The organism is Perlabentimonas gracilis, assembly GCF_011174675.1.
GTDB lineage: Bacteria > Bacteroidota > Bacteroidia > Bacteroidales > Tenuifilaceae > Perlabentimonas > Perlabentimonas gracilis.
The window spans coordinates 81,376-105,209 of sequence record NZ_JAANIG010000007.1 but is presented as its reverse complement, the minus strand read 5'-3'; the positions used below and the strand labels follow the sequence as shown (position 1 = coordinate 105,209).

Here is a 23,834-nt window from a genome sequence, read left to right as displayed (position 1 = left end):
AGGTTAACCCCTTAGGGCTTCGGCACCCGATACTATCTCTAGAATCTCTTTGGTTATTGCTGCCTGGCGTGCCTTGTTGTACTGAAGCTTTAGCTGCTTACTCAGCTCTATAGCATTTTCGGTAGCTTGGTGCATTGCAGTCATCCTTGCGCCATGCTCTCCAATGGCATTTTCAAGGGTGTATTCGTAGAACGATGTTTTAAGCGCCATCGGTATTATGGCCTTTAAAATATCCCCTTTGTTGGGTTCAAATATTAGGTTATCGCTACTCTTTGAATCCTTAGTTACCACCTCTGGAATGGTGAAAGGTAGAAATTGCCGGATGGTTGGTTCCTGTACTGCGGGGTTTTTAAACTCGTTGTATGCTATAAATACAGCATCGTATGTGCCATCCCTGAATGGCTCAAGGATGTGCTGAGTGAAAAATGCCGATACATCATTGAAAAGTGGTAAGTGTGCAATTTCGGTGTCAATAAGTTGTGGGGTAACCCCTTTCTTGGATATAATATCGGCACCTTTTTTCCCAATGCAAAAAACCTTAATGCGGTTGTCTTTCCATAATTCGCCCCAGAGTTTAGGGCCTTCGTCTATTACTTTTTTGGCAAGGTTCTGATTAAAACCTGCGCACATACTGGAGTTCGACGATAACACAACGAGCGCAATATTCCTACTCTCAGTGGGCTTTGCAAACCATTTTGCCAATGAGGAGTCGTTGGCAGCTGAAGCTACCTGAAGTAGCACCTCATCCACCTTGCTTGAGTACCGTTTGAACCTGTAAAATGTTTCCTGAGCCTTATGAAATTTGGCAGCCGAGACCATTTTCATCGCGCTCGTAATCTTTTGCGTCGATGCAATGGAGTTTATCCTTGTGCGTATTTCTTTAAGCCCAGCCATAGTTTACTTTGCAAATTTTGATGAAATTTCTTTTGCCACACCGGTAATGGTTTGGGTGAACTCTTCGGTAAATTCTCCCTCAGCTATTTTTGCTAGCATTTGGTGGTGGCTAGTTCTCATTGTTTCGAGGAATTCTGTCTCGAACTTTTTAACCATATCAATGGGAACCTCCTTTAGTAGCCCCATAGTACCACAGTAGATAATTGCAATTTGCTCCTCAATGGGTAAGGGGCTGTTCTCGGCCTGTTTAAGTATTTCTACGTTTTTGGCTCCTTTATCAAGCACGTTTAGTGTTGCAGCATCTAGGTCGGAACCAAACTTGGCAAACGCTTCAAGTTCTCTATATTGCGCTTGGTCTAGCTTAAGCGTTCCCGCCACTTTCTTCATCGATTTGATCTGAGCCTTGCCCCCAACGCGCGATACCGAAATCCCCACGTTAATGGCTGGTCTTACACCGCTGTTGAAAAGGTTCGACTCCAAAAAGATTTGCCCATCGGTAATGGAGATAACGTTGGTTGGGATATACGCCGAAACGTCGCCTGCTTGTGTTTCGATAATTGGGAGTGCGGTTAAGGAACCTCCCCCTTTTACCAGGGGTCTGAGTGATTCGGGCAGATCATTCATTTGTGCCGCAATTTCATCGGAGTTAATAACCTTTGCAGCGCGCTCTAACAGACGACTGTGAAGGTAAAACACATCGCCAGGGTATGCTTCACGTCCGGGTGGTCGACGGAGCAGAAGAGAAACCTCGCGATACGAAACGGCCTGCTTCGACAGGTCATCAAAAATTACCAGGGCATGTCGGCCTGTATCGCGGAAAAACTCACCAATGGCGGCTCCAGCAAATGGTGCGTAGAATTGTTGTGCTGCAGGATCCGATGCTGTAGCCGAAACAATTGCCGTGTATTCCATTGCTCCGTACCTAGCAAGGGTATTCGCAATTCTTGCAACGGTTGATCCCTTTTGGCCGATGGCTACGTAAATACAAAACACGGGATTCCCCTTATCGTAGTGCGAGCGTTGATTTAGTATAGTATCAATGGCAATGGCGGTTTTACCCGTTTGCCTATCACCAATAATCAGCTCCCTCTGTCCCCTGCCTATGGGTATCATTGCATCAATGGCCTTTATGCCGGTTTGTAAAGGCTCATTAACGGGTTGGCGGTATATAACCCCTGGGGCTTTGCGTTCGAGTGGCATTTCGTAGGTTTCACCAGAAATAGGGCCCTTACCATCGATGGGTTCGCCAAGTGTATTCACTACTCGGCCAAGTAGTCCATTACCCACTTGGATTGAGGCAATGTGATTGGTACGCTTTACTCTGTAACCCTCGCGTATCGATTCGGATGTGCCAAGCAGCACAACGCCAACGTTGTCCTCCTCAAGGTTAAGAACAATACCCTTAACCCCGGAGTCGAACTCAACCAACTCGTTGGATCGAACGTTGGAAAGTCCAAAAACACGGGCAATACCATCGCCTACCTGAAGTACAGTGCCAACTTCCTCGAATCCCGCCTTCAAATCTATACCCTCGAGTTCTTTTCTCAGAACTTCCGATACCTCTGATGCCTTAATATCTGCCATAGTGATGCTTTAACTAATCAGTTCTCATTAATTTCTTTCGAAACAACTCTAATTCACCCTTCACGCTTTTGTCCATAAACTTATCCTCAATGGTTAGCGTAAATCCGCCAATTAGGGCTTGATTAACCCGCTGTTCAATCTCAATCTCTTTACTTAACTTTTTGCTCAAGTAGCTGCTTATTCCCTTTAGAGTATTGATGTTGAGCTCGGTAGCACTTTCAATCATAACTTTGGCTACGCCAAGTTGCTCCCGGTAAAGCTTTTGGAACACTAAGAGTATAATAGGCAGGTGCTTCTCTCGTTGATTCCTTATGGTCAATATAACTAGCGTGGAAAGCAGCGGAGCATATTCGGTTAACAGGGTTTCAATAACCTTTTGTTTCCTGCTTATTCGAATTCCGGGTGAGCTTAACAGCTGTTCAATTTCAGGGTTTTGAATCATAAATTGCTGAAGTTTTTTCGATTGAGCATACACTTCAATAAGCAAACCCTTTGAGTTTGCCCAATCAAAAAGTGCCCGTGCGTAGCTAACCGAGACCCTTCCCTGATTCATGGCTAGTTTTGAGTTGAGATTTCGTTGATAATTGAATTTACCTGTTCTTCGTACTTGCTTTTGTCCTTTAGCTCCGAACGAAGAATACGTTCTGTGGCCTGGAGGATGATATTTGAAGCGTAATGCTTTAGCTCATGCTGGGCGGCTTCCTTTTCGCGACTAATGGTTTCGCGAGCCTGCTCAATCATTTTTTGTGAATCTTGAAGAGCTTTGGTATTGGCTTCCTCAATTATCCTCTCCTTGTTTTTTTTGGCTTCTGCCAAAATGCTATCTCTTTCGGCTTGGGCCTTAGCAACTACTTGTGCCTGCCTCTCCTGGAGTTGAGCCACCTCATTGCGGGCGTACTCAGCTTCTCGGAGTGCTTTGGCAACTTCATCTTCACGGCTTTTAATGCTATAGATTATCTGCTTCCACGCAAACTTCTTCAGAAGAAACAAAAGAATGCTAAAGGAAACGAGCATCCAAAACAGAAGGCCATAATCGGGAGTAATTAAACCCATAGCTTCGAGATTTTAGTTCGTTTAAAGAAGGATTACGAGTGCACAAACAATGATGGCAAAGAAGGAAACTCCCTCAATAAGAGCAGCGGCAACAACCATACTACCCCTAATATCGCCAGCTGCCTCTGGTTGGCGCGCCATTGACTCGAGGGCTGATGTTCCAATTTTACCAATACCCCAAGAGGCACCAATTACAATAATGGCCGATCCTAAGGCGGCTCCTACTTTGGCCAAAGCGGCTCCCGCCACTGCCTGTAATACGATAAAAAGTGTTGTCATTTTATGTGTTTTTTATGGTTAATAACTAATGATGCTCTTCCGTTGCCATGCCCAAGAAAAGTGCACTAAGCATGGTGAAAACAAAGGCCTGTATAAAGGAAACCAGCAGCTCCAGAACCGACATAAAAACGGTGAGCAGTATGGTCACAAATGAGATTCCAAATCCAAAGTAAACGTTCGCCGCCCCAAAGATGAAGATAAGAGAGAAAAGTACCATGGCGATAATATGCCCAGCCAGTATGTTTGCAAACAAACGTATCATCAGCACCGCTGGTTTTATAAGCCAGCTAGCGGCTTCAACAATTGGCATAATGGGAATCGGAAGCTTAAGAAAAACAGGAACCCCAGGGGTGTTCACAATATGTTTCCAAAAACTTTTGTTGGCGTTTAGCAGTATGGTTGCAAGGGTTGCCAATGCTAGTACCATTGTTACTGCAATGTTACCTGTAACGTTTGCTCCAGCAGGGAAAATTGGGATTAATCCTAGTAGGTTATTTAGCCAAATAAAAAAGAAAATAGTTAGCAGGTAAGGCATAAATTTGAGGTAGTGCTTTTCTCCTATAGATGGCTTTGCAATATCGTCGCGAACAAATAGGATAAGTGTCTCCATAAGGCTCTGAATACCCGTTGGTGCAGCATGGGGCGCAGCCTTGTATTTTTTGGCTATGGGAACAAAAACTAAAAGCAGAATAATTATGGAGAATAAAATACCTACAACGTTTTTCTTTATTGAAAAGTCAAGGGGTAATGGTCCATCAGAAATGTTGTTATGCACATCAACCTCAGCAATTTTACCCTTAAGGTCGCCATCTGTTACAAGTTTAAAGCCTTTGTACGTATCATGACCGTGGTGAAATTTGCTGGACAAGAAGGTAAATAGCTGTCCGCGTGTTCTGCTGTATAGGATAATGGGGAGAGGGACAGAAATGTGCTTGTCGCCTATGGTAACAATGTGCCAATCGTGGGCATCGCCAATGTGGTCAAATATAAAATCACCGGCGTTAAATTCCTTGCTATGGCTCGTATCTGTAGCGGCATGATGAACCTCATCTCGATCGATAGCCTTAGTAATCTCCTCCGGCTGTGCAGGGAAAGCTAAAAAATGAACCCACAACATCAACGACAAAAAGGAGATACCCAGCTTCATATGTTTTGAATTTACACCCAACTCAAAAATAGAAACTTTATATGGTAAAACAATTGTTATTCAGATTTTTTTTGGTTTAGGTACACGTTGAACTCCCTAACTAGTTGAATTAGTGATGAAAAGTAAAGAGTGATAAAAATCATCAGGAAGGGAATCGTGTTGTCGCGCGAGAGAACGATGAAGGTAATGGCAAATATTAATGAGCCAAAAAACTTGCCTGACGATATAAGCATAAACCGTCTGGAGAAGGCCCCCATGGGCAAGTTGTGCGACTTAACTAGGATGTAAAAGGTGAGGAGGTTGATAAGGTAGAAGTAGATAAAAATTGCTGGAACAAAATGAAAATAGTGCTGCTGTGCAAAAAAATAGAACACAGCAGCACACAGTATACCGAATAGTATAAATTTTATGCTAAGCTTTATTATGAATTTCCTTAGGGCGGTAGAGTCGTCCATAGGTACTGGCTTTAACCTTTCTTCTCTTCGCTGGCTGGTGGCGTTACAAAACCAGTGCTTTTCTCTTTGGCGGTGTTCTCACTGGTCATATCGCAATATCCTGTGAAACGGCTGCCAGGCTCAATGGCCAAACGATTGGTTGACATATCACCAATAATTTTGGCGCTTGACTTAAGCGAAAGTAGTTCCGAAACAATTATCTTACCATCAACTATGCCTGAAACATCGCAGTTTTTGCATGATATTTCGCCTTTTATCTTGCCTGTTTCGCCAATCACCACTTTACCTTTCGACGAGATGTTTCCTACCAGGCTGCCATCAATACGCAAATCACCATTGCTCATAATGTCTCCATGTATCTCGGTGCCCAATCCGATAAGGTTTATGTTGTTGGAATTGGATTCGCTTTCGTTATATTTTGCCATACTGATTTTGATTTTGGTTAATGATTACAATCCACAAAAATATAAAATGAAATTAACTACGGGTTAGTTATTACGTTTTTTTTGATTTATTAACTGTTTGACGTGTATTCGATATCCTGTTCGGGTTGTGTTGTGCTGGTGTTTTCTTGGTAGAAAGCATCATCCACTTCTTCCTCGTCGAATTCCCACGAGTACACCTTACGCTGTGGTCCCTGGTGCCTGTAAGCTATGGCGCAGGCCAAACCTGCTATGCCACCAAATAGATGACCCTCCCACGAAATGGTTGGCCAAATGGGGAATACACCCCACACCATCCCCCCGTACAGGAATACAATTATTAGCGATATTGCCGCTAATCTTGGGTCGCGCCTTATGGCTCCGCTAAAGAACAGGAATGCGGCCATCCCGTAAACTAGCCCGCTTGCTCCTATGTGGTAGCTGGGTCGGCCTCCAATCCACAGACAAATACCAGATGCAATCCATATTATCAGAAAAACCCTGTAGCTAAGCGACCGGTAAAAGTAGATAATACCAGCGCCCATAACCACTAGCGGAACCGAATTGGCAATAAGATGCTTAAAACCGCTATGGATAAACGGAGTGAGCAAAATTCCGGGTAGCCCATAAAGGGTTCGAGGGTATACTCCAAGCCGGTGAAAGTTAACACCTGTAGCGCTCTCAGTTATGGTTACCAACCATAATACTAGGACAAAGAGTGCAGGTAGTAGAATACTATGCTTGAAAATTTTTTCCTCAATATTTTTCAATATACCTAAGGGTTTTGGCTGTAAATGTAATTGTTTATACGGAGTTTAATGGGTCAGTAAAAATAAATCTCTGGGTCAACAATAAATAGCCCTTCGAACGAAGAGATCCAAAAGCGATTTTTGGAATCTAAAAAAAATGTAAGAACTCTTTCTGCAGGCATCTCGTTAGAGTTTTTTAAGGTGTGCCATTCTCCATTGTCGAAAATGGTTATACCCTTTTCTCGCCGTGAACTCAACGAGCCTCCAAGCCATATTCGACCGGCTGCATCAGCCGCAATGGCGTCAACGCAGGGTTTAGCAAGCGCATCGTTGGAAGTGAAGCTATCCCACCTTTTTCCGTTGAAAACCGAAACACCACCTCTTGATCTATTGTAGCAACTCCCCACCCATAGTCTTCCATCGGGGGCTTGAAAAAAAATGCTTGCCGAGTTGTCAACCAGTCCATGCCTGCCTGAGAATGTATCCCAAAGCTCGCCGTTGTATACGCTAATGCCTTCGGATGTGAACCGGGAGCCACACCAAACATATCCTCGGTTATCGCCAAAAAGTTGGGTAACAGATGATATAATTCTGGTGCCAGATGAAACTCGACGTATCTCGTTATCTTGGAAGTAGGCCACACCCAGCTCGGTACCAACCCATACAATGCCCCTAAAGTCTTGGTATATTGATGTAATAAAGTTGTCGGGTAGCCCATTCACAACAGAGAAGTGGCTCCATTGGCCACGGTTGTTTACAACCAAACCACTTCCGGTTCCAATCCATATTTCGTGCCGGTTCACCAGCGCGAATGAGTTGATAAACGGATTGATGAGCTTATAGGGAATTCTTATGGTGTCAGGGTTTTCAGTTGAAACCCAAGCCAGCAAAGAGTTTCTATGCTTGTCCTGTATGTTGCCTCCAAACATCAGGCTGCCATCAGTGAGCTTTATGGAGCTGTGGTACGAGCCGTTGGGAAGCTCGTCACTTCCCGAAACCTGAATAAAAGTACTGTCTAGAACGTAGCCAAGGGCTCCGGATAGGTTGCCATCGCTTAGGCCTACCCAAACTCTGCCCGAGGGATCTTCCTGAAAGGTGAATGCGTATAGATCCTTAGGGAGGTTGATCTGCTTTACCTGTGAAAGTATGACCAATGGCCACAGAGATAATGCAAATACGACTAAACCGAATTTATAGCGCATAACCTACTACACCTTTATTCCCAATACTAGAACATCATCAATCTGCTCATTATTGCCTTTCCAGTCGTTAAATTTCTTTTGCAACTCATCCTTTTGCAGCTCACCCTCTAGCTGGCTAATGTTAACCAGGGTTGAAAAGAACTGCGACCGCATATACTTTCGATTATTCTCTCCTCCAAACTGATCCATATAGCCGTCGGAGTATAGATAGATCCAATCCCCAGTTTGAATCTCAATCTCCTCCTGCTTGAAAGGGCGTTTGAATAGTTCGGGCGATATGCCAATAGAGGTAAACTGAGGCTTATGCTCCAGCAACTTTCCTTTTCTTACAATGGTTAAGGGAACAAGTGCACCGCAGTACTGAATTGTTTTACCACCCAGTTGGTACGAGAAGATGGCGATGTCCATGCTGTCCTTAAGGATTAGCTCGTCCTGTGTTTCCTTGCGCAGCTTTTTTCTAATCTCAACATTAAGGTAATCCAAAATTTTAGCGGGTTCATTAATGTTTTGCTGATTAATTGCTTGGCTTAGCAGATCCATACCAATTATACTCATAAATGCTCCGGGCACCCCATGCCCAGTACAGTCGGCAACGGATACGTAAAGCGTGTTGCCTTTGGTTGCAATCCAGTAAAAGTCACCGCTAACAAAGTCTTTAGGGAGGTAGTAGCTGTAGCAATCGGTGAAGTAGGTTTTTAAAACCTCGAAGTTGGGAAGTATTGCCTCTTGAATTTTCTTTGCGTACTGTATGCTATCAGTAATCTTGCTTATGTAACCCTCAATAACTGTGTATGCGTTCTGCAGGTGGTTGTTCTTCTGCTCAATCTTTTGGCGCTGGCTAACAATCTCCTGATTTTGTGCTTCAAGCAGATCAGTTCGTTTGCGCCTTAACTTTAGCAGGTAAAGCGAGCTGATAAAAAGTGAAAGCAGAAGGATGATGATGAATAGGAAGGTGAAGTTATAGTTTTTGGCTTTCTCAAGCTGAAGCTTTTTTATGATATTATCCTTGTTTAGCATCTCAATCTCGCTCTCCTTCTGCTGCTTCTCAAGCTGGTATTCCAATAGAAATATTTTTTCGGAGAGCTGCTGCCCAAAGAGATGGCTGTTGTACTCAATTATTCGTTTAAGATGTTCCGATGCCTTTTGGTATTCGCTTCTGCTAAGAGCTATGCTCGCTAGGTTTTGGGTAGCATTACGTGCAGTAAAACTTGCTCCAATCTCGTTGGCTATAGCCAAGCTCTCATTGGCAAGCCTTAGTGCTTGGCTAACGTTTTTTTGCTGAAGAGATATGGTCGATTTTTTTTCCAACAGATCTGCATAAAGGCTTTTGTCGGCATCTTTATCGATAACAGAAAGAGACTTATCGTAGTTAAACAGGGCTGCTTTAAGGTCGTTTGTGCTAAGGTAAACGTCGCCAATGTATTTGAAGCAAACAGCTTGTTCTGGCCTGCTGTTCGTTTGTATTCGTATATCTAGTGCTTTTTGAAAAAAATCGAGAGCCTTTAGAGGTTCGTTTTTAAGCACAAGGGTACGCCCCATGTAAAGATATACATACGAAAGCATAGGCTTGCTGTTGATCTTCACTGCTATCTCTTCGGCTTTTTTAAGGTTTTCCAATGCGTTGTTGCAATACTCTTGGTAGATGTATAGGTTGGCAAGGTTAAGGTATGCATACCCCACTTGCTCAGCAATGTTATGCTCGGTGGCTATGTCAAGGCCAATAAAGTAGTAGTCAATTGATTTTGAGTAGTTACCCATCACGCGATAGGCTACCCCCACAAAGCTATGAGCCTTGGCTAGGTTCTCAAAGTCGTTATATTGTCGAGAGAGGTCAATGGCTTCATGTCCATACCTAATGGCTAGCTCAGGGTTTGAGTTTCTTAGCTCCCAGCTAAGGGCTAGTAGTGTTGGAATTCGTGCAGAGTCAGCTTGTGACTCTAAAACCCTTGTTAAGCTATCGGCCTGCTGATCGTCGTTACTCTTCGAAACTACCGTAAAGGCAGTGAGCATTATAACAAGTAGTAGTTTAACAAGTTTCATTTCTCAGTGAATTAAGCAACAAATTATCTACAAATTTAACCAATGGATTTTAAGTAGTGGGCGTTTTTAATAAAATTTGAAAACAAGGAATAAATGTAGTGTTATTTTTATGAGTTGCCAATTTGTTTTTCCTTCTGTAAAAATCCTAAGTTAAATCTTTCAAAACATACGTTTTTATCTTATGTTTGTGGGGTTTAATGTTGAATTATGAACGAGAGGTGTTGGAGGGTAAAAGTGCTTTGTTTTAGGTGTCAGATTGTGTTTTTTAATCGCAATTTTATTGCATATGCGAGTAGCGTATAAAGTTATCCTTTTCATATTGGCCTTTCTGCTTGCCTTTGTGCTAAGCTTGGGTATTGCTGGTTACGTTTTAAAGGATAAACTTATTGATACAACCCTTAGCCATTTAAACAAGCAGATTAATGCTGAGCTAAAAATTCGTGCAGTTGATGTGTCGATGCTTAGGGGGTTCCCTTATGTTGCCGTTAACCTTAAAGGTGTAGATATATTTGAGGGGAGTCTCGATACACCACCCGAGTTTGAACCCGGCCTGCTCTCCATTGAGGAGGTATCGGTTAGGATGAGCATTCTGGGCATTCTCCGTAATGAGTACAATTTCGAACGGATTATTTTGAAAAATGGATGGCTAAACCTTTACTTTGATAACAAGGGCAAGGGAAACTTTGAGGTTTTTGAAAGGGGGCAACAGCAGGCCACCAGCTGGCTTTTTAGCCTCGACGAGCTGAAGCTCGAGAACATAAACCTCAGCTATATCGACCTGAGGACAGGGTGGATTTTTAAGGGCTTGCTCGAGGATGCCACCCTAAACGGACGAATATCCTCGCAACAAATTATTCTCAGCACAAGGGTTCGGTCTACTATCGGTGTTCTTCGTCAGGGCTCATTCTACTACGTCCGTAACCAAAAAGTTAGCTTAACCACAGATTTTCTAATAGATGAGGAGCAAGTTGATGTTAAGCCCAGCATTGGCACCCTGGGCCGGAGTAAGCTTAGTATCTCGGGCAGCATTGGCCGGGGAAAGGGTGCGCCAGTTTGGCTATCAATTAGTGGGGAGAACTTTGATGTGGATCACTTGATTTCTTTCCTCTCGCAGCACAACATCTCCCTGCCGGCTGGAACAAAAACAAAGGGCAACATTGCATTCAACATAGGGGTTGATGGTTTAACCAAAATGGAGAAGCCCTATCTGATAAATCTCGACTTTCAGTCGAACGGCCTTACGGTTCACATACCCAGCAAACCAGTTCTGGAGTTTACCCGAATTATGGGTAAGTTCACTAACGGTCAGCAGGGCAAGCCCGAATCATCCGAAGTTTACCTCTCGAGCATTGAGCTTTACACAGGAACATCAAGTGTTAACGGAAGCCTAAGGGTAAAGAACCTTAACTCGCCACTCTATCATCTCAAGATAAATCAGCTGGTTAACATACCCGACCTGCTGAGCTGGGGTGTTCGTGTGCCTGTTGTTTCGGGCTTGGTTTCGGGCAACTTTGAGGTGCTGGGGTTGCTCGATGATATTAGTAAAATTACCCTAAGCTCGTTCGAGGATTCCAAATTCTACTCAACCCTTGAGTTCAGCAACTTTAATTTTGAGCAGGTTGGTATTATCCCAGAGTTGAAGGGAGTTGGAGGAAGGCTGCAGATTAACAATCAGGACATAAGCAATGCGCAGCTCCATGGCCTTTTTTATGGTTCAAACTTTAATGCCGACTTTCAGGCTACCAATGCATCTGCCATTGTTTTTGGTAAACAGAAAACTTCAATTAATGCAAGCATTACCCTCGACTCACTAAATACCCAATGGCTAAATTTTACCCGCCCACAACCACAGGATAATGAAAGATCCGAATCGACATGGGATAGGATTCACTCGGTAACCGGAGACGTATTTATCGATAGGCTTGTGCACAATAAGTTTGTGTCCACCCCGCTAAGCGCCAATTTTTATACCCACGACAATAGTTTCTACTGCAACAGCTTTCTGGCTCGTTCGTGCAACGGATTGGTTACCGGTAGGTTTAGCGTATCACCCAATACACCAAGTTCCAACCAGTTTTTAGCCGAATTAGACGCAGATGGAATTGATGTTAATATGCTTTTCAACTCATTTAGTAATTTTGGGCAGGATGTAATTACCAGCGATAACATATCTGGAGATCTCACCGGATCGGTGGCTCTGTCGGCGCCAATCCATAACGATCAGCTAGAAATGGGGAGCTTAGAGGCTAAGGCCGATATTAAATTGGTAAACGGTAGGCTTAGGAATGTTGCCCAGCTACAGAGCCTATCTCGCTTTATTGAGCTCGATGAGTTGATGGATATAAGATTCTCCACCTTAGAGAATACGCTAAGAATCACCGATAGTGTCATTATCATCCCCGAGATGGATATAAAATCATCGGCCATCGATTTGATGGTGTCGGGAACGCACACATTTGCTGGTGATTACCGATACAGGGCCCAACTATACCTTTCCGACGTCCTATTCAGCAAGGCTGCACGCCAGAAGGCCCAAAGCGATCCGTTTGGCCAGGTTGAGGATGATGGCAGCGGAAGGGTGAAGGTGTTCCTTAAGCTCGAGGGTGATTCTAACGACTTTTCTGTTTCGTACGATCGCGCTTCGGCAAGGGATGCCTTTCGACAAAATCTTCGGAACGAGGGTATGAACCTGCGTGCAATTCTACGCGATGAGTTTTCTTTCCTAAGGCCATCGTCGCAAGCAGACTCGTTGAACCCCAAATCAACAGTAGAGCAGAAGAAGGACAAGAAGAAGGTAGAGGAGCCTACCAAGTTTACCATAGAGTGGGATTAAAAACATCCGTTTTTTCTTTCGCGTGCACTAAAAGAGAGAAAAGGGAGTTACTAGTTTTATAATAATCTATAATTATCTGCCCTTGGAGGTTTACGTCGTAAAACAAAGATGGAAGGCATTGCTTTTGGTGGTTGCGGTCCTTATTGGGTTTGCATCGTTGTACATTACCAATAGCTTGGTTAAGGATTTGTCGCTCGAAGAGCGAAAAAAGATAGAGCTGTGGGCAAAAGCCATACGCGAAATATCTAACATTACCGATTTGGCCGATTCGAGCCAGAATTTTGCCATAGTGCTCGAGGTGCTCGAGAACAACACCACCGTACCCGTTCTTCTCACCGACGAGAATGACAGCATTCTTTCGCATATGAACATAAGGCCCTCACGACTGCAAACCCAGGAGGACGCCCAGAGGATGCTGTCGCAAATGAAATCGTCAAAGGAACCCATTGTGGTTACCCTAATTGATGGCAGTAAGAATATTGTTTACTACAAGGATAGCACAACACTAGTAAAACTTACGTACTACCCGTACGTACAGCTTATTGTAATTATTCTGTTTATAATTGCATCGTACTACGCCTTTAGCCATTCCCGTAAAGCCGAGCAGAACAGGGTTTGGGTGGGCCTAGCCAAGGAGACGGCTCATCAGCTGGGTACGCCTACCTCATCGCTCCTGGCTTGGCTTGAGCTGATACGTGACTCTGGAATTGATCCTAAGCTGGTGGCCAATTTCGAGAAAGATATTTCGAGGCTCGAGAAGGTAGTAGACAGGTTCTCGAAAATTGGCTCTAGCCCATCGTTGCGTGTAACCAATTTGCTCACGGTTATCGGAAGCACTGTCGATTACCTTCGCAACAGGATCTCGAGCAAAATAAGTCTCACGGTACAATTCAATTCCGCTGAATCAATTCCAGTACCTATAAATGAGACCCTATTCGAGTGGGTTCTCGAGAATGTAATACGAAATTCTGTGGATGCAATACAGTCCACCGGCGAGGTTACCGTTTCTGTTATCGATAACACACAGGTTGTTTTTATTGATATTACCGATACCGGAAAGGGAATTCCACGGAGTCACTTCAAAACGGTGTTTCAGCCTGGTTACACAACCAAAAGTAGGGGTTGGGGGCTGGGGCTAACGCTCTCCAAAAGGATAATTGAAGTTTACCACAATGGCAAGCTGTTTGTTAATAGCTCCGAGGTAGATAAGGGCACAACATTCCGTATTGTGCTTAACAAATCTCACAACTAATTTATTTTTAAATTCTATCCTGGGTATTGATCCAGTGCCGTTGGAAGCATGGCTGTTGATGCCATATTGACTACCTGGACAACAGATGCTCTCCTCGCAACTTTATCCGCAATATCACTGTTGCCTGCTTCAGCTTTTCCTGTGGTAAGAATGTTGCTATACTTCTCCTGGTTGCTAAGTATTTCAATGCACTGGGGTATTACCTTGTCGTTGTGTATTGTGTATTGTGCCTTGCCTTTTTGGAAGTAGTATCTACCCACAATCTCTTCCTCAAGCAATCTGCTAATTTCAGGTTTGAATAGCTCCAAGTCCATTGCAATACTCCCTTTTACTAAAGACTTTATGCTGTCGGTTAGAGGCTTGAGCATGTCGTGATACTTTTCCTGTTGCGATGCTCTAATCATATCCTTTAGAATGGATTCTGTTTGGCTCTCGTACTCAAAATTAATGTCGTTGAGGTATGTCATAAAATCATTATACTGCTTATCGCTGATATTAAAGGAGCTGGGTTTGGCGATGGTGTCGTGCAGAGAGTGAAAATGCGTAGCAAAATCGAAAAGGTGATTTCGGGCATATAGCACGGTCGATAAACGGCTATACATCGATGCCGAGTAGTCCACATCGGGTGTTATGCCACCCCCATCGCGAACGATTCGTCCATTGCGGGTTTTAAATTCGGATATCAGTGAGTCGGGTATAAAGGATATTCTTCCGTCGTCGGCTCGTTGAGTAAAGTCGACTGCCTGAATACACCTTCCGCTGGGGATGTAATACTTTGCTGTGGTTATTTTAAGCTGGGCGTTGTAGGGTAGTGGCCTTGTGGCTTGCACCAATCCCTTTCCAAAGGTTCTTTCGCCAATAATTACTGCCCTGTCGAGATCCTGAAGTGCACCCGCCACAATCTCCGATGCCGATGCCGAAACCCTATCCACAAGAACAATAAGCGGGATTTTTGTGTCAACCGGACGCGAAGTGGTTTTGTACTCCTGGTCGAACTCTTTTATTTGACCTTGGGTATAAACCACCAGCTCATCCTTAGGGACAAATAGGTTAACAATACGAATTGCTTCATGCAGGAGCCCACCGGGGTTTCCTCTTAAATCGAAAACTATTCCTTGCGCATTACCCTTCGATTTCAGCTCTTTTAGGGCTTTTTCCACCTCCTTATGGCAATTGGTGGTGAAGTTAGCTAGCCTAATGTAGCCTATTTGATCAGAGATCATCCCGTGATAGGGTACGCTGGGTATGTGAATCTTATCGCGCTTAAAGCTGAATGTAAGTGAGTCGGGATTGGGGTATCGTTGTATTGCTAGGTTCAGATCTGTTTTTGGAATTCCCTTAAGCATTTTGCTTACCCTATCCACAGGTTGCTCCATCACGCTGGTGCCATTAATCTCAAGTATTCTGTCGCCCGCACGAAGGCCTGCACCGTGAGCTGGGCTTCCCTCATAAACCTCGGCAATAATAGGATAATCGGCACTTTGGCGAATAAGTGCGCCCATACCACCGTACTCGCCTGTTGTTTGAAACTCAAGCTCGGCCTTGTCCTCCTCGGGGATAAACTCGTTGTAGGGGTCAAGCGACTCCAGCATTGCATCGATGGCCACTTTTACCAACTTTTCGGGATCTGGCTTATCCACATAAAAAATGCTAACCTCTCTGAAGAATGCAAAAAAGGTGTCGAGGCTTTTCGATACCTTAAAGTCTACAGAGCTGAACGATAAGGTACCCACCACGATAATGGTTGCAACAAGTGCAATGGAAATCTTTTTAAATCTGGGTTTTATGCTGGCCATAGTGCTTGTTTGTTTTGTAACAGAGAGCAAAGTAAGCAAATATTAATCCAATTAGTAAGCCTCCCTATGCGTTTTGAGCTAAAATTAGTGAATGATATCCTTTGCTTAGGGAACTGGGTCGTATCCGTGTCCACCCCAAGGGTTGCAGCTGGCAATACGTTTTATGCAAAGCCATAAGCCCTTAAATGGTCCATGCTTTTTTAGCGCCTCGAGGCAATAGGTGGAGCAGGTGGGGTAGTAGCGGCAGCTGGCGTGCGTGTGTGGACTAATAAATAGCTGGTATGCCCTAATGGGTAACGAGAGTATAAACACCAATGCTTTTCCGATGATCTTCATCTTAAATTGCTGTTTTGCGAGTCGATAATCAAAGCGAAGTGTTTAACGATTGCCGTTTGTATTTGTTCAAAGCTTAACTTTTCCGATGCCACATATATAAAAGCAACTTTAATTTGCCGCTGGTTTTGGGTGCACCAATCGTGCAGTATGCTTTTGTTTAGGCGGTATGCTTCGCGCACCCTTCGCCTAATGGCATTTCGGTGTACTGCCCGTTTAAACTTTTTTTTGGGAACCACAAAAAGAGCCTGTGTCGTTGGCTCGTTAAGCTCTAGTGGTTCAACGGTAAAACTGGCCTTGATGGGGTATGAGAATACGCTTTGACCTTGAGCAAAAATTTTATCAATGCTTTTCTTGCTGCAGAGCCGCTCGCTTTTTGGAAAACCTAATGGCTTCATGGTTTTGCCATTGATATTTGTCCCAGCCAATGGTGCGTTTCGATGGATTTGGGTGTGGGAATTCCCAGTGTACAATTACTGTAGGGTATTGGCCTACTTATTATCCTTATGAAACTTTTTGATAAACTCATCGAGCGCTTGGGTCATGCTTGGGCACGCTGGCGTTGGTGCCTGAATGTCGAGGCGTAACTTATGATCCTTTACTGCCTTTGCGGTGGTGGGGCCAAACGCTGCTATTTTTGTGTCGCCCTGAACAAAATCGGGGAAATTCTTAAAAAGCGATTTTATCCCACTTGGGCTGTAAAAAACAATGATATCGTAGTAGATGTCTTTCAGATCCGACAGGTCGCTACTTACTGTGCGGTATAGTATAGCCTTAGTGTATTTAACTTTTGCTTTGTCAAGCGACTTGGGTATTTCGGCCTTATGCATATCCGATAGGGGAACCAAAAACTTCTCGGATTTATGCTTATTTATAACATCCATTAGCTGCGCAAAGGTTCCCTGCCCGTAAAAAATCTTCCGCTTACGATACACAATGTACTTCTGTAGGTAAAGTGCAACAGCCTCGGTTATACAAAAGTACTTCATGGTTTCGGGCACAGTAACACGTACCTCATCACAAATTCTAAAGAAATGATCAATGGCTGTGCGGCTGGTGAAGATTACAGCGGTATGCTGAAGAATATCAATTCGCTGTTGGCGAAACTCTTTTGATGGAACCCCATCGACCTGAATGAATGGCCGAAAATCAATCTTTAGGTTGTACTTATTGATTAGCTCGAGGTAGGGTGACTTTTCGCTTTGGGGTTCGGGTTGCGATACGATAATCTTTTTGATCTTCAAGGTCATAGATGTTTTATTCAACAACACGTTATCCCCTAAAAAAACTCATTGATAACAATCAGTATGGGGATAATTTCGAGGGCACAAAGATATAAAAATAAATAGAACATTGAAAATCCGTTAAAAAGAAAAACCTGTGCAGTTCTGAAGAGTCGTAATACCACAGAAAACCCAAAGACCCCAAACGATAGGAATAGGAAAACTGCTTTAGCATCTGCCGATGAGTATAGCATCAATAGGTTTAGAGGTATTAGCAGCAAGGCAAAAATCCTTTCGTAAATTAGCTGGTTGATATGGAGCGTAACCATTGCTTGTCTCTGGTTCGATATGAAGCCAATGGATCTGTTGGAAATAAAACGAAATGCTCGATACACCAAAAAACCAAAAGAAACATACAGCGCAAAAACAGGAAATTGCTTGGGGGTGAAATTTTCCGAATCGGTTATGATTATCGCTTGAATGGCAGCTATTGGCAGCGAAACAAGGAGGACTGTGTCGAGCATCCTAAAAAACCGATTCAAGGTAATGGTGTTCTCCTGTAGCGTTTTTTTGCCTATATGGAAAAAAACAGCCCCCTTAAATAGCCCGTTGATGTGTTTTGAAAAGTAAAATTTTATGAACACTGTTATTATCAGCACAACCATCATTGGAAAAAAAAGCCAACCATAGCTAGCATCAGCTTGCTCAATTGGCTTTATATGGATACCATTTGTTGGTTTTCCTGGAATGGTTTCAATAAAAACCTGTTGGTTAGTGTGTACATAGCTGTTGTAGTAGCTTGCGTCGTATAGCATATGCTCAACAAAGGGTTGTGAGCTCATCCCTGTCCCCTGATCAACTATTGCGTGTAGCGATTGATGCTCACCCTCCCTACAAATGTAGCAAGTGGTGTCAACCTTGGGAATAGTTGGTCGCCGAACCACAGGTGCAGCAGGTTTCTCTGCCTGCTCTTTAATGGTCTCAACCTCTTGAGTTTTTCTTTCGATTAGAAGGAATAAAGGGTTTATCCCCTCATGCTTGGTGTCAAGTGTATCCTTGGATTGGGGCTTTGGTATGGTATCTGGCTGAAAGGACAGGTGGTCCAAAGGTTTTGGGGAGTATGCGATCGAGCGTATATGTCCTGTAATATTACCCATCAACTTGTAACCGTTTACCAATTAGTTGGCAAATATAGTAACCTTTTGTTTTTTTGCTCTCCGAAAATTGGATTGAAAAGGTTTTTGAACCATTTTTGTTAGATATTTCCACTTTCAATGTAATGGAATTTCATTTGGTGTCCAAAATTTATGCGAATGGTGGGGTTGGGTTTGACCAGGTTATTGCTTCGCACATGTTTAGTTAATAGAATTGCAATAAGTAATGAGGGTAGTATTACAAAGAGTTTCGGAGGCTTCGGTTACAGTTAATGGTGAGGTAGTTGGCTCCATTGCCAAGGGGTTGCTAATACTAGTTGGTTTTGAGGAGGCTGATGCTGATAACGATATAGATTGGATGGTTAACAAGCTCTGCAGTCTTAGGGTTTTCGATGATAACGATGGGGTGATGAACCTGTCCATTACAGAGGTTGGCGGGGAGTTTCTCGTGGTGAGCCAGTTTACTTTGCATGCCAAAACCAAGAAGGGGAACCGACCATCGTACATAAAAGCGGCGCGCCCCGAAGTAGCAATCCCCCTTTATCATCAGCTTATCGATAAGTTAAGGCGACAATCGCAACTAACAGTTAATGAGGGAATATTTGGTGCGAAGATGCTGGTTGACTTAAAGAATGATGGCCCTGTGACCCTAATTATTGATACCAAAAATAAGGATTGATGGAGAACTTAACGCTTAGTCAGCTGCAGGCGCAGGTTGATAATTGGATACAAACCAAGGGCGTTCGCTACTTTAGCGAGCTCACCAATTTGGGCGTTTTAATGGAGGAGGTGGGGGAGCTGTCCCGGATAATTACCCGCACATACGGCGACCAGTCGTTTAAGGAGGGAGAGAGTGCTTGCAATATTGTCGAAGAGATGGCTGATGTTCTATTTGTTCTCGTTTGTTTGGCCAACCAAACAGGAGTCGATTTGCAAAAAGCTATGGAGGAGGCTTTTCACAAACGGAATACCCGCGATGCAACACGTCATATAGATAATCCCAAGCTAAAGTAACATGTTGGCATCGGGTTTTGCTAATAAGTGTATTATCTTTGCAAATCAAAGTAAAAACAACGTGTATGAATATGTCATTTGAAGAAAAGTTCAACGTAGAGGTTGACGATAAAGCGGTAGCCAAAGCTCTAGATGCAATAAAAGCAAAAGTAAATGGCAGAGTAAACGATAAGGAGTTGCTAAAGAGGTGCTTTAGCTTGATTGATCTAACAACCCTAAACTCAACCGATAGCATTGAGCGTGGCGAGTTGTTTGCCCAGCGGGTAAATGAGTTATCCCAGAAATTCGAAGGGGTACCTAATGTGGCTGCTATTTGTGTATATCCAAGCCTAGTGTCGTCGGTAAGGAATACGCTAACAGCCAAAGATGTTAAAATTGCCTCGGTGGCTGCTGGTTTTCCTGCTTCGCAAACGTTTATCGATATAAAACTCTCCGAGTGCCAAATGTGCCTCGAAATGGGTGCCGATGAGCTCGATGTGGTAATCTCGCTAGGTTATTTCCTTGAGGGCGATTACTTTACTGTGTTTTCTGAATTGCAGCAGATGAAAGAGGTGGCAGGCGATGCGCAGGTAAAGGTTATCCTCGAAACAGGTGCAATGCCATCGCTTTCCGATATTCGTTTGGCTTCGTTCCTCGCCATGGAGGCTGGTGCCGACTTTATAAAAACATCAACAGGTAAAATTGATGTGGCAGCCACCCCAGAGGCGCTTTACGTTATGTGTCAAGCCGCTAAGGATTACTACGATGCAACCGGACGAATGGTAGGCATTAAGCCGGCAGGAGGTATGACCACAGCCCCCGATGCCATCATGTTCTACTCAATTGTTGAGGAGATTCTTGGCGAAAAGTGGCTTAACAATAAGTGGCTACGTTTAGGCGCTAGCCGATTGGCCGATAATCTATTATCTGATATTGTTGGACAAAAGGTTCAGTACTTTTCTGCATCGGCTCCCGGAGCAAAATATTAACTATAAACCTGACAGCGTCGTCAGACCCTGTTAGTGTCTTTTTATTTAGTGCTCCGTTAACGCCGTCAGGAGCTTCGCACCCTGACGGGTTAACTCTTCCAATAAACCTGACAGCGCCGTTAGGCCCTGCCAGTGGCAGGTAAAACTGTCAGCGTTTATTATAGTTGTATATCAACGAATCCTGTCAGTTTACCTGCCCTTAGTAGGGCTTCCCAGCGCTGAGAAGTTCGCCCCAAGAGTCAGTCCTTTTTTTTATTTGGTGCTCCGTTAACGCCGTCAGGAGCTTCGCACCCTGACGGGTTAACTTAATGCGCCTCCAACCAGTTATCGCCCACACCCATATCAATTTCTAGCGGAACAGATAGTTTAATAGCATTTTCCATACAATCCTTCAGAAGTGCCTTCATGGTTTCCAGCTCGGGCTTGTACACATCAAAGTTCAATTCGTCGTGCACTTGGATAATCATTCGGCTTTTAAGGCTCTGCTCCAGGATCTTGTTGTGGATTGATATCATGGCCACCTTAATGATATCGGCAGCCGAACCCTGTATGGGTGCGTTTATTGCGTTGCGCTCGGCCAATCCTCGAACGGTTTGGTTATTCGAGTTGATATCGGGCAGGTAGCGCTTGCGCCCAAAGATGGTCTCCACGTAACCCTTCTTGCGAGCTTGCTCAACGCAGCTATCCATATAGGCTTTTACGCCTTTGTATGTATCAAAATACCCATCGATTAGCTCTTTTGCCTCGGTGCGACTAATGCCCAACCGTTGCGATAGCCCAAAGGCCGATATGCCGTAAATCATCCCAAAATTGGCGGTTTTGGCTCGGCTTCGCTGCTCGCGGGTTACGTCGGCTAGTGGTACTTTGAAGATTTTTGCTGCTGTAGCTGCGTGAATATCCTCGCCGCTTTGGAATGCCTCTAGCATCGATGCGTCCTGGCTAACGTGCGCCATTAGGCGCAGCTCAATCTGCGAGTAGTCGGCCGAGAGGAATGTGTATTCATCGCCCGAGGGGATAAACGCTCTGCGGATTTCCCTTCCTCGTTCCTCGCGGATGGGGATATTCTGTAGGTTGGGATTGTTGGAGCTAAGCCTACCCGTTGAGGCAACCGCCTGATTAAACGAGGCGTGAATCTTACCCGTTTTCTTGTTGATAAGCGTGGGCAATACCTCCACATAGGTTGATAATAACTTCTTGACCGAGCGAAAATCGAGTATCTTTTCAACTATGGGATGCCTGTCGGCGTACTTCATCAGCTCCTCCTCGCTGGTGGAGTACTGCTTGGTTTTGGTGCGCTTGGCATCGGGGGCAATCTTCATACGCTCAAACAGAACCTCCCCCAGCTGTTTGGGCGATGATACGTTGAGGTCGGGCACGCCAGCCATCTCCTTAATTTCTGAGTCGAGTTTTATTAGTTCCTTGTTGAGCTCAACGGCGTAATCGTTAAGTGCCTGCGTGTTAATTGATACCCCTTCGTATTCCATTTGTGCCAGCACTTTTATCAGGGGCTCTTCGAGCTTATAGTATAGCTCGGTTAGATTTTCTGTATCCAATCGTTCCCAAAGTATTTTCTTGAGCTGCATGGCCAAATCGGCATCCTCGACGGCGTACACAGCAATTTTTTGCGGGTCGATATTGCGCATGTTAAGCTGCCGATTTCCCTTCTTTCCAATCAGCTCCTCGATCTCAATGGGCTTGTAGCCCAAAAGATTTTCTGACAAGATGTTTAGGTTGTGGCGCATATCGGGCTCAAGCAGGTAGTGCCCCAGCATGGTATCGTTAAGCTTGCCCCGCAGCTCAATGCCGTAGTACTTCAGCATGAGCAAATCGAACTTAATGTTTTGCCCCACCTTGGCAATCTTATCGTTCTCGAAAAGAGGTTTAAACTTTTCGAGAATTGCTTTGGCCTTGGCCTCGTCGGTTGGAATGGGTACGTACCAAGCCGTTAAGGCATCAACAGAAAATGAAATGCCCACCAGCTTCGATGTGTGATGCTCAAGCCCAGTGGTTTCGGTATCGAAACAGAACTCCTTTACTGCCATTAGCTTTTCGATAAGCGCATCAATATCCTTATCGGTATCAACTAGCGTGTAGCTGTGCTGCACATCGTTAATGGTTTTTAGCGAGGGTTCGGTTGCGGGAACCGCAAAATCGGCGTCGCCGAAAAGCGAGGTTTGCACGGGCTTGGGTTTTTCCTGCGGCTTGGCTTCGCCAAACACATCGCGCATCAGGGTGCGGAACTCCAGCTCATCGAAAAGCCTCTTTAGCTCCTCGGCATTGGGCTGGGTGCGCTGCAATTTCTCAAAATCGATATCAACGGGAACATCGGTCTTTATCTCAACCAGTATTCTGGCCATATCTAGCAGCTCCCTGTTTTCAAGCAGCTTCTCGCGTTGCCCCTTCGATAGCTCATCAATATTCTTGTAAATCTCTTCAATGGAACCGTACTGTGCAATTAGCTTGGCGGCGGTTTTCTCACCAATGCCCGGTACACCGGGAATATTATCGGATGTGTCGCCCCACAGCGAAAGGATATCTTTAAATTGAGCAGGGTTCTCTATGCCATACTTCATACAGAAATCGGCTGCGGTAACCGTTTCAATATCGGCACCGCTGCGCGAGGGTTTTACCATCACCACCTTGTCGGTAAGTAGCTGGCCGTAGTCCTTGTCGGGGGTCATCATCATCACATCAAAACCCAACGGCTCGGCCTGTTTGGCCAGCGTGCCCACAATATCATCGGCCTCGTAGCCCTGCATTTCGAGTATGGTGATATTCATGGCACGAACAATCTCCTTAATTACGGGCACTGCCGAACGGATATCCTCTGGCGTTTCCTGCCGGTTGGCCTTGTACTCGGGGTACAGCTCGGAGCGGAATGTTTTGCCCGAGATGTCGAAAGCCACGGCAATATGTGTGGGGTCGAACCGTTTGAGCGCATCGAGTAGCGATTTGGTAAAACCATAAATTGCCGAGGTGTTCTGCCCCTTGCTGGTTTTTATGGGGCGGCTAATAAAGGCAAAGTAGGCGCGGTATATCAGGGCGTAGGCATCGAGAACTAGGAGTTTTTTATCAGACATATTTTATGAGGTGTTTATAGTTTATAGTTTAGCGCTTGCCCTTTGGCAGACTGGTTAAGTGCTTGAAGTTCTGGGCTTCGTTAACTTTTTTAGGCAAATTGAAGGTATATTGGTTTTACCTGCTTTTGTATTTAACTACTCCCTTACAAAAGTACGAAGATTTATTGGGTTGTATAGATTGGAGAAGGAAAAGAGCAGTTGCTTTTTGCAGGGCTGAGCAGGCAGTGGTTGTTATACCTTGAGTTCAGATTTTTGGAGAATATAGTTATGTTCGCTGGCGTTTCCCTCAAGCAGGCTGGTGCTTACAGCGTATTGATTTAATTGAAAATATTGTGTAGGTTTACAACTGGTATGCT

22 protein-coding genes are annotated in these 23,834 nt (G+C 44.4%); 5 read left to right on the top strand and 17 right to left on the bottom strand.

What is annotated here, in order from left to right:
* Positions 1 to 3: 3 nt before the first annotated feature.
* From atpG to G8O23_RS04995, 11 genes are all read right to left on the bottom strand, one after another.
* A complete protein-coding gene (atpG, locus tag G8O23_RS05045; protein ID WP_166362436.1) occupies positions 4 to 894 on the bottom strand; it encodes an ATP synthase F1 subunit gamma in 891 nt (296 codons plus the stop codon).
* Positions 895 to 897: 3 nt separating this feature from the next.
* Entirely contained in the window at positions 898 to 2,478 is a 1,581-nt protein-coding gene (gene atpA / locus G8O23_RS05040; protein WP_166362434.1) for a F0F1 ATP synthase subunit alpha, read from the bottom strand.
* A 13-nt stretch (positions 2,479 to 2,491) separates the two neighbouring features.
* Positions 2,492 to 3,031: an ATP synthase F1 subunit delta gene (gene atpH, locus G8O23_RS05035; RefSeq protein ID WP_166362433.1), complete on the bottom strand. Its 540-nt coding sequence runs from the start codon at positions 3,029 to 3,031 to the stop codon at positions 2,492 to 2,494.
* Between the two features lie 2 nt (positions 3,032 to 3,033).
* Positions 3,034 to 3,531 (bottom strand): F0F1 ATP synthase subunit B, encoded by a 498-nt coding sequence (gene atpF, locus G8O23_RS05030; protein WP_166362431.1) that lies wholly within the window; start codon positions 3,529 to 3,531, stop codon positions 3,034 to 3,036.
* A 21-nt stretch (positions 3,532 to 3,552) separates the two neighbouring features.
* Positions 3,553 to 3,810 (bottom strand): ATP synthase F0 subunit C, encoded by a 258-nt coding sequence (atpE, locus tag G8O23_RS05025; protein WP_166362429.1) that lies wholly within the window; start codon positions 3,808 to 3,810, stop codon positions 3,553 to 3,555.
* A gap of 25 nt (positions 3,811 to 3,835) precedes the next feature.
* Positions 3,836 to 4,957: a F0F1 ATP synthase subunit A gene (gene atpB, locus G8O23_RS05020; RefSeq protein ID WP_235942249.1), complete on the bottom strand. Its 1,122-nt coding sequence runs from the start codon at positions 4,955 to 4,957 to the stop codon at positions 3,836 to 3,838.
* 56 nt (positions 4,958 to 5,013) lie between these two features.
* Positions 5,014 to 5,412 (bottom strand): hypothetical protein, encoded by a 399-nt coding sequence (locus G8O23_RS05015; protein WP_166362427.1) that lies wholly within the window; start codon positions 5,410 to 5,412, stop codon positions 5,014 to 5,016.
* An 11-nt stretch (positions 5,413 to 5,423) separates the two neighbouring features.
* Positions 5,424 to 5,837, bottom strand: coding sequence for a bactofilin family protein (locus tag G8O23_RS05010; RefSeq protein WP_166362425.1), 414 nt, complete (start codon positions 5,835 to 5,837; stop codon positions 5,424 to 5,426).
* Positions 5,838 to 5,926: 89 nt separating this feature from the next.
* A complete protein-coding gene (locus G8O23_RS05005) occupies positions 5,927 to 6,604 on the bottom strand; it encodes a rhomboid family intramembrane serine protease (protein WP_166362423.1) in 678 nt (225 codons plus the stop codon).
* A gap of 53 nt (positions 6,605 to 6,657) precedes the next feature.
* The gene (locus G8O23_RS05000; protein ID WP_166362421.1) at positions 6,658 to 7,785 is read right to left on the bottom strand and encodes a ligand-binding sensor domain-containing protein; all 1,128 of its coding nucleotides are present in this window, start codon (positions 7,783 to 7,785) and stop codon (positions 6,658 to 6,660) included.
* Positions 7,786 to 7,791: 6 nt separating this feature from the next.
* Positions 7,792 to 9,825, bottom strand: coding sequence for a SpoIIE family protein phosphatase (locus G8O23_RS04995; RefSeq protein ID WP_166362419.1), 2,034 nt, complete (start codon positions 9,823 to 9,825; stop codon positions 7,792 to 7,794).
* 286 nt (positions 9,826 to 10,111) lie between these two features.
* On the opposite strand from G8O23_RS04995, the gene G8O23_RS04990 reads away from it, so the two are divergent.
* Together G8O23_RS04990 and G8O23_RS04985 are read left to right on the top strand one after the other, a co-directional pair.
* The gene (locus G8O23_RS04990) at positions 10,112 to 12,658 is read left to right on the top strand and encodes an AsmA-like C-terminal region-containing protein (RefSeq protein ID WP_166362417.1); all 2,547 of its coding nucleotides are present in this window, start codon (positions 10,112 to 10,114) and stop codon (positions 12,656 to 12,658) included.
* Between the two features lie 127 nt (positions 12,659 to 12,785).
* Entirely contained in the window at positions 12,786 to 13,910 is a 1,125-nt protein-coding gene (locus tag G8O23_RS04985) for a sensor histidine kinase (protein WP_317168991.1), read from the top strand.
* Positions 13,911 to 13,924: 14 nt separating this feature from the next.
* Here the strand turns inward: G8O23_RS04985 and G8O23_RS04980 are convergent, their stop codons facing one another.
* From G8O23_RS04980 to G8O23_RS04960, 5 genes are all read right to left on the bottom strand, one after another.
* The gene (locus G8O23_RS04980) at positions 13,925 to 15,706 is read right to left on the bottom strand and encodes a S41 family peptidase (protein ID WP_166362413.1); all 1,782 of its coding nucleotides are present in this window, start codon (positions 15,704 to 15,706) and stop codon (positions 13,925 to 13,927) included.
* A 105-nt stretch (positions 15,707 to 15,811) separates the two neighbouring features.
* Positions 15,812 to 16,042: a membrane protein insertion efficiency factor YidD gene (yidD, locus tag G8O23_RS04975; protein WP_166362411.1), complete on the bottom strand. Its 231-nt coding sequence runs from the start codon at positions 16,040 to 16,042 to the stop codon at positions 15,812 to 15,814.
* Positions 16,039 to 16,437, bottom strand: a complete 399-nt coding sequence (locus G8O23_RS04970) for a ribonuclease P protein component (protein WP_166362409.1) — start codon at positions 16,435 to 16,437, stop codon at positions 16,039 to 16,041. Before G8O23_RS04970 ends, yidD begins: the two co-directional genes overlap by 4 nt.
* A 93-nt stretch (positions 16,438 to 16,530) precedes the next feature.
* Entirely contained in the window at positions 16,531 to 17,289 is a 759-nt protein-coding gene (locus tag G8O23_RS04965; protein WP_166362407.1) for a uroporphyrinogen-III synthase, read from the bottom strand.
* Positions 17,290 to 17,318: 29 nt separating this feature from the next.
* Entirely contained in the window at positions 17,319 to 18,419 is a 1,101-nt protein-coding gene (locus G8O23_RS04960; RefSeq protein ID WP_166362405.1) for a DUF4271 domain-containing protein, read from the bottom strand.
* A 223-nt stretch (positions 18,420 to 18,642) separates the two neighbouring features.
* Between G8O23_RS04960 and dtd the strand changes: the two genes are divergently transcribed.
* The 3 genes from dtd to deoC all read left to right on the top strand — a co-directional run bounded on the left by dtd (position 18,643) and on the right by deoC (position 20,398).
* Positions 18,643 to 19,095, top strand: coding sequence for a D-aminoacyl-tRNA deacylase (gene dtd / locus G8O23_RS04955; protein ID WP_166362403.1), 453 nt, complete (start codon positions 18,643 to 18,645; stop codon positions 19,093 to 19,095).
* A complete protein-coding gene (locus tag G8O23_RS04950) occupies positions 19,095 to 19,430 on the top strand; it encodes a nucleotide pyrophosphohydrolase (RefSeq protein WP_166362401.1) in 336 nt (111 codons plus the stop codon). The genes dtd and G8O23_RS04950 overlap by 1 nt, the downstream gene beginning before the upstream one ends.
* A 65-nt stretch (positions 19,431 to 19,495) precedes the next feature.
* Complete coding sequence (gene deoC / locus G8O23_RS04945) at positions 19,496 to 20,398, top strand: deoxyribose-phosphate aldolase (RefSeq protein ID WP_166362399.1); 903 nt, start codon at positions 19,496 to 19,498, stop codon at positions 20,396 to 20,398.
* A gap of 305 nt (positions 20,399 to 20,703) precedes the next feature.
* On the opposite strand, the gene polA is transcribed toward deoC, so the two are convergent.
* A complete protein-coding gene (gene polA / locus G8O23_RS04940) occupies positions 20,704 to 23,478 on the bottom strand; it encodes a DNA polymerase I (RefSeq protein WP_166362397.1) in 2,775 nt (924 codons plus the stop codon).
* Positions 23,479 to 23,834: the final 356 nt, after the last annotated feature.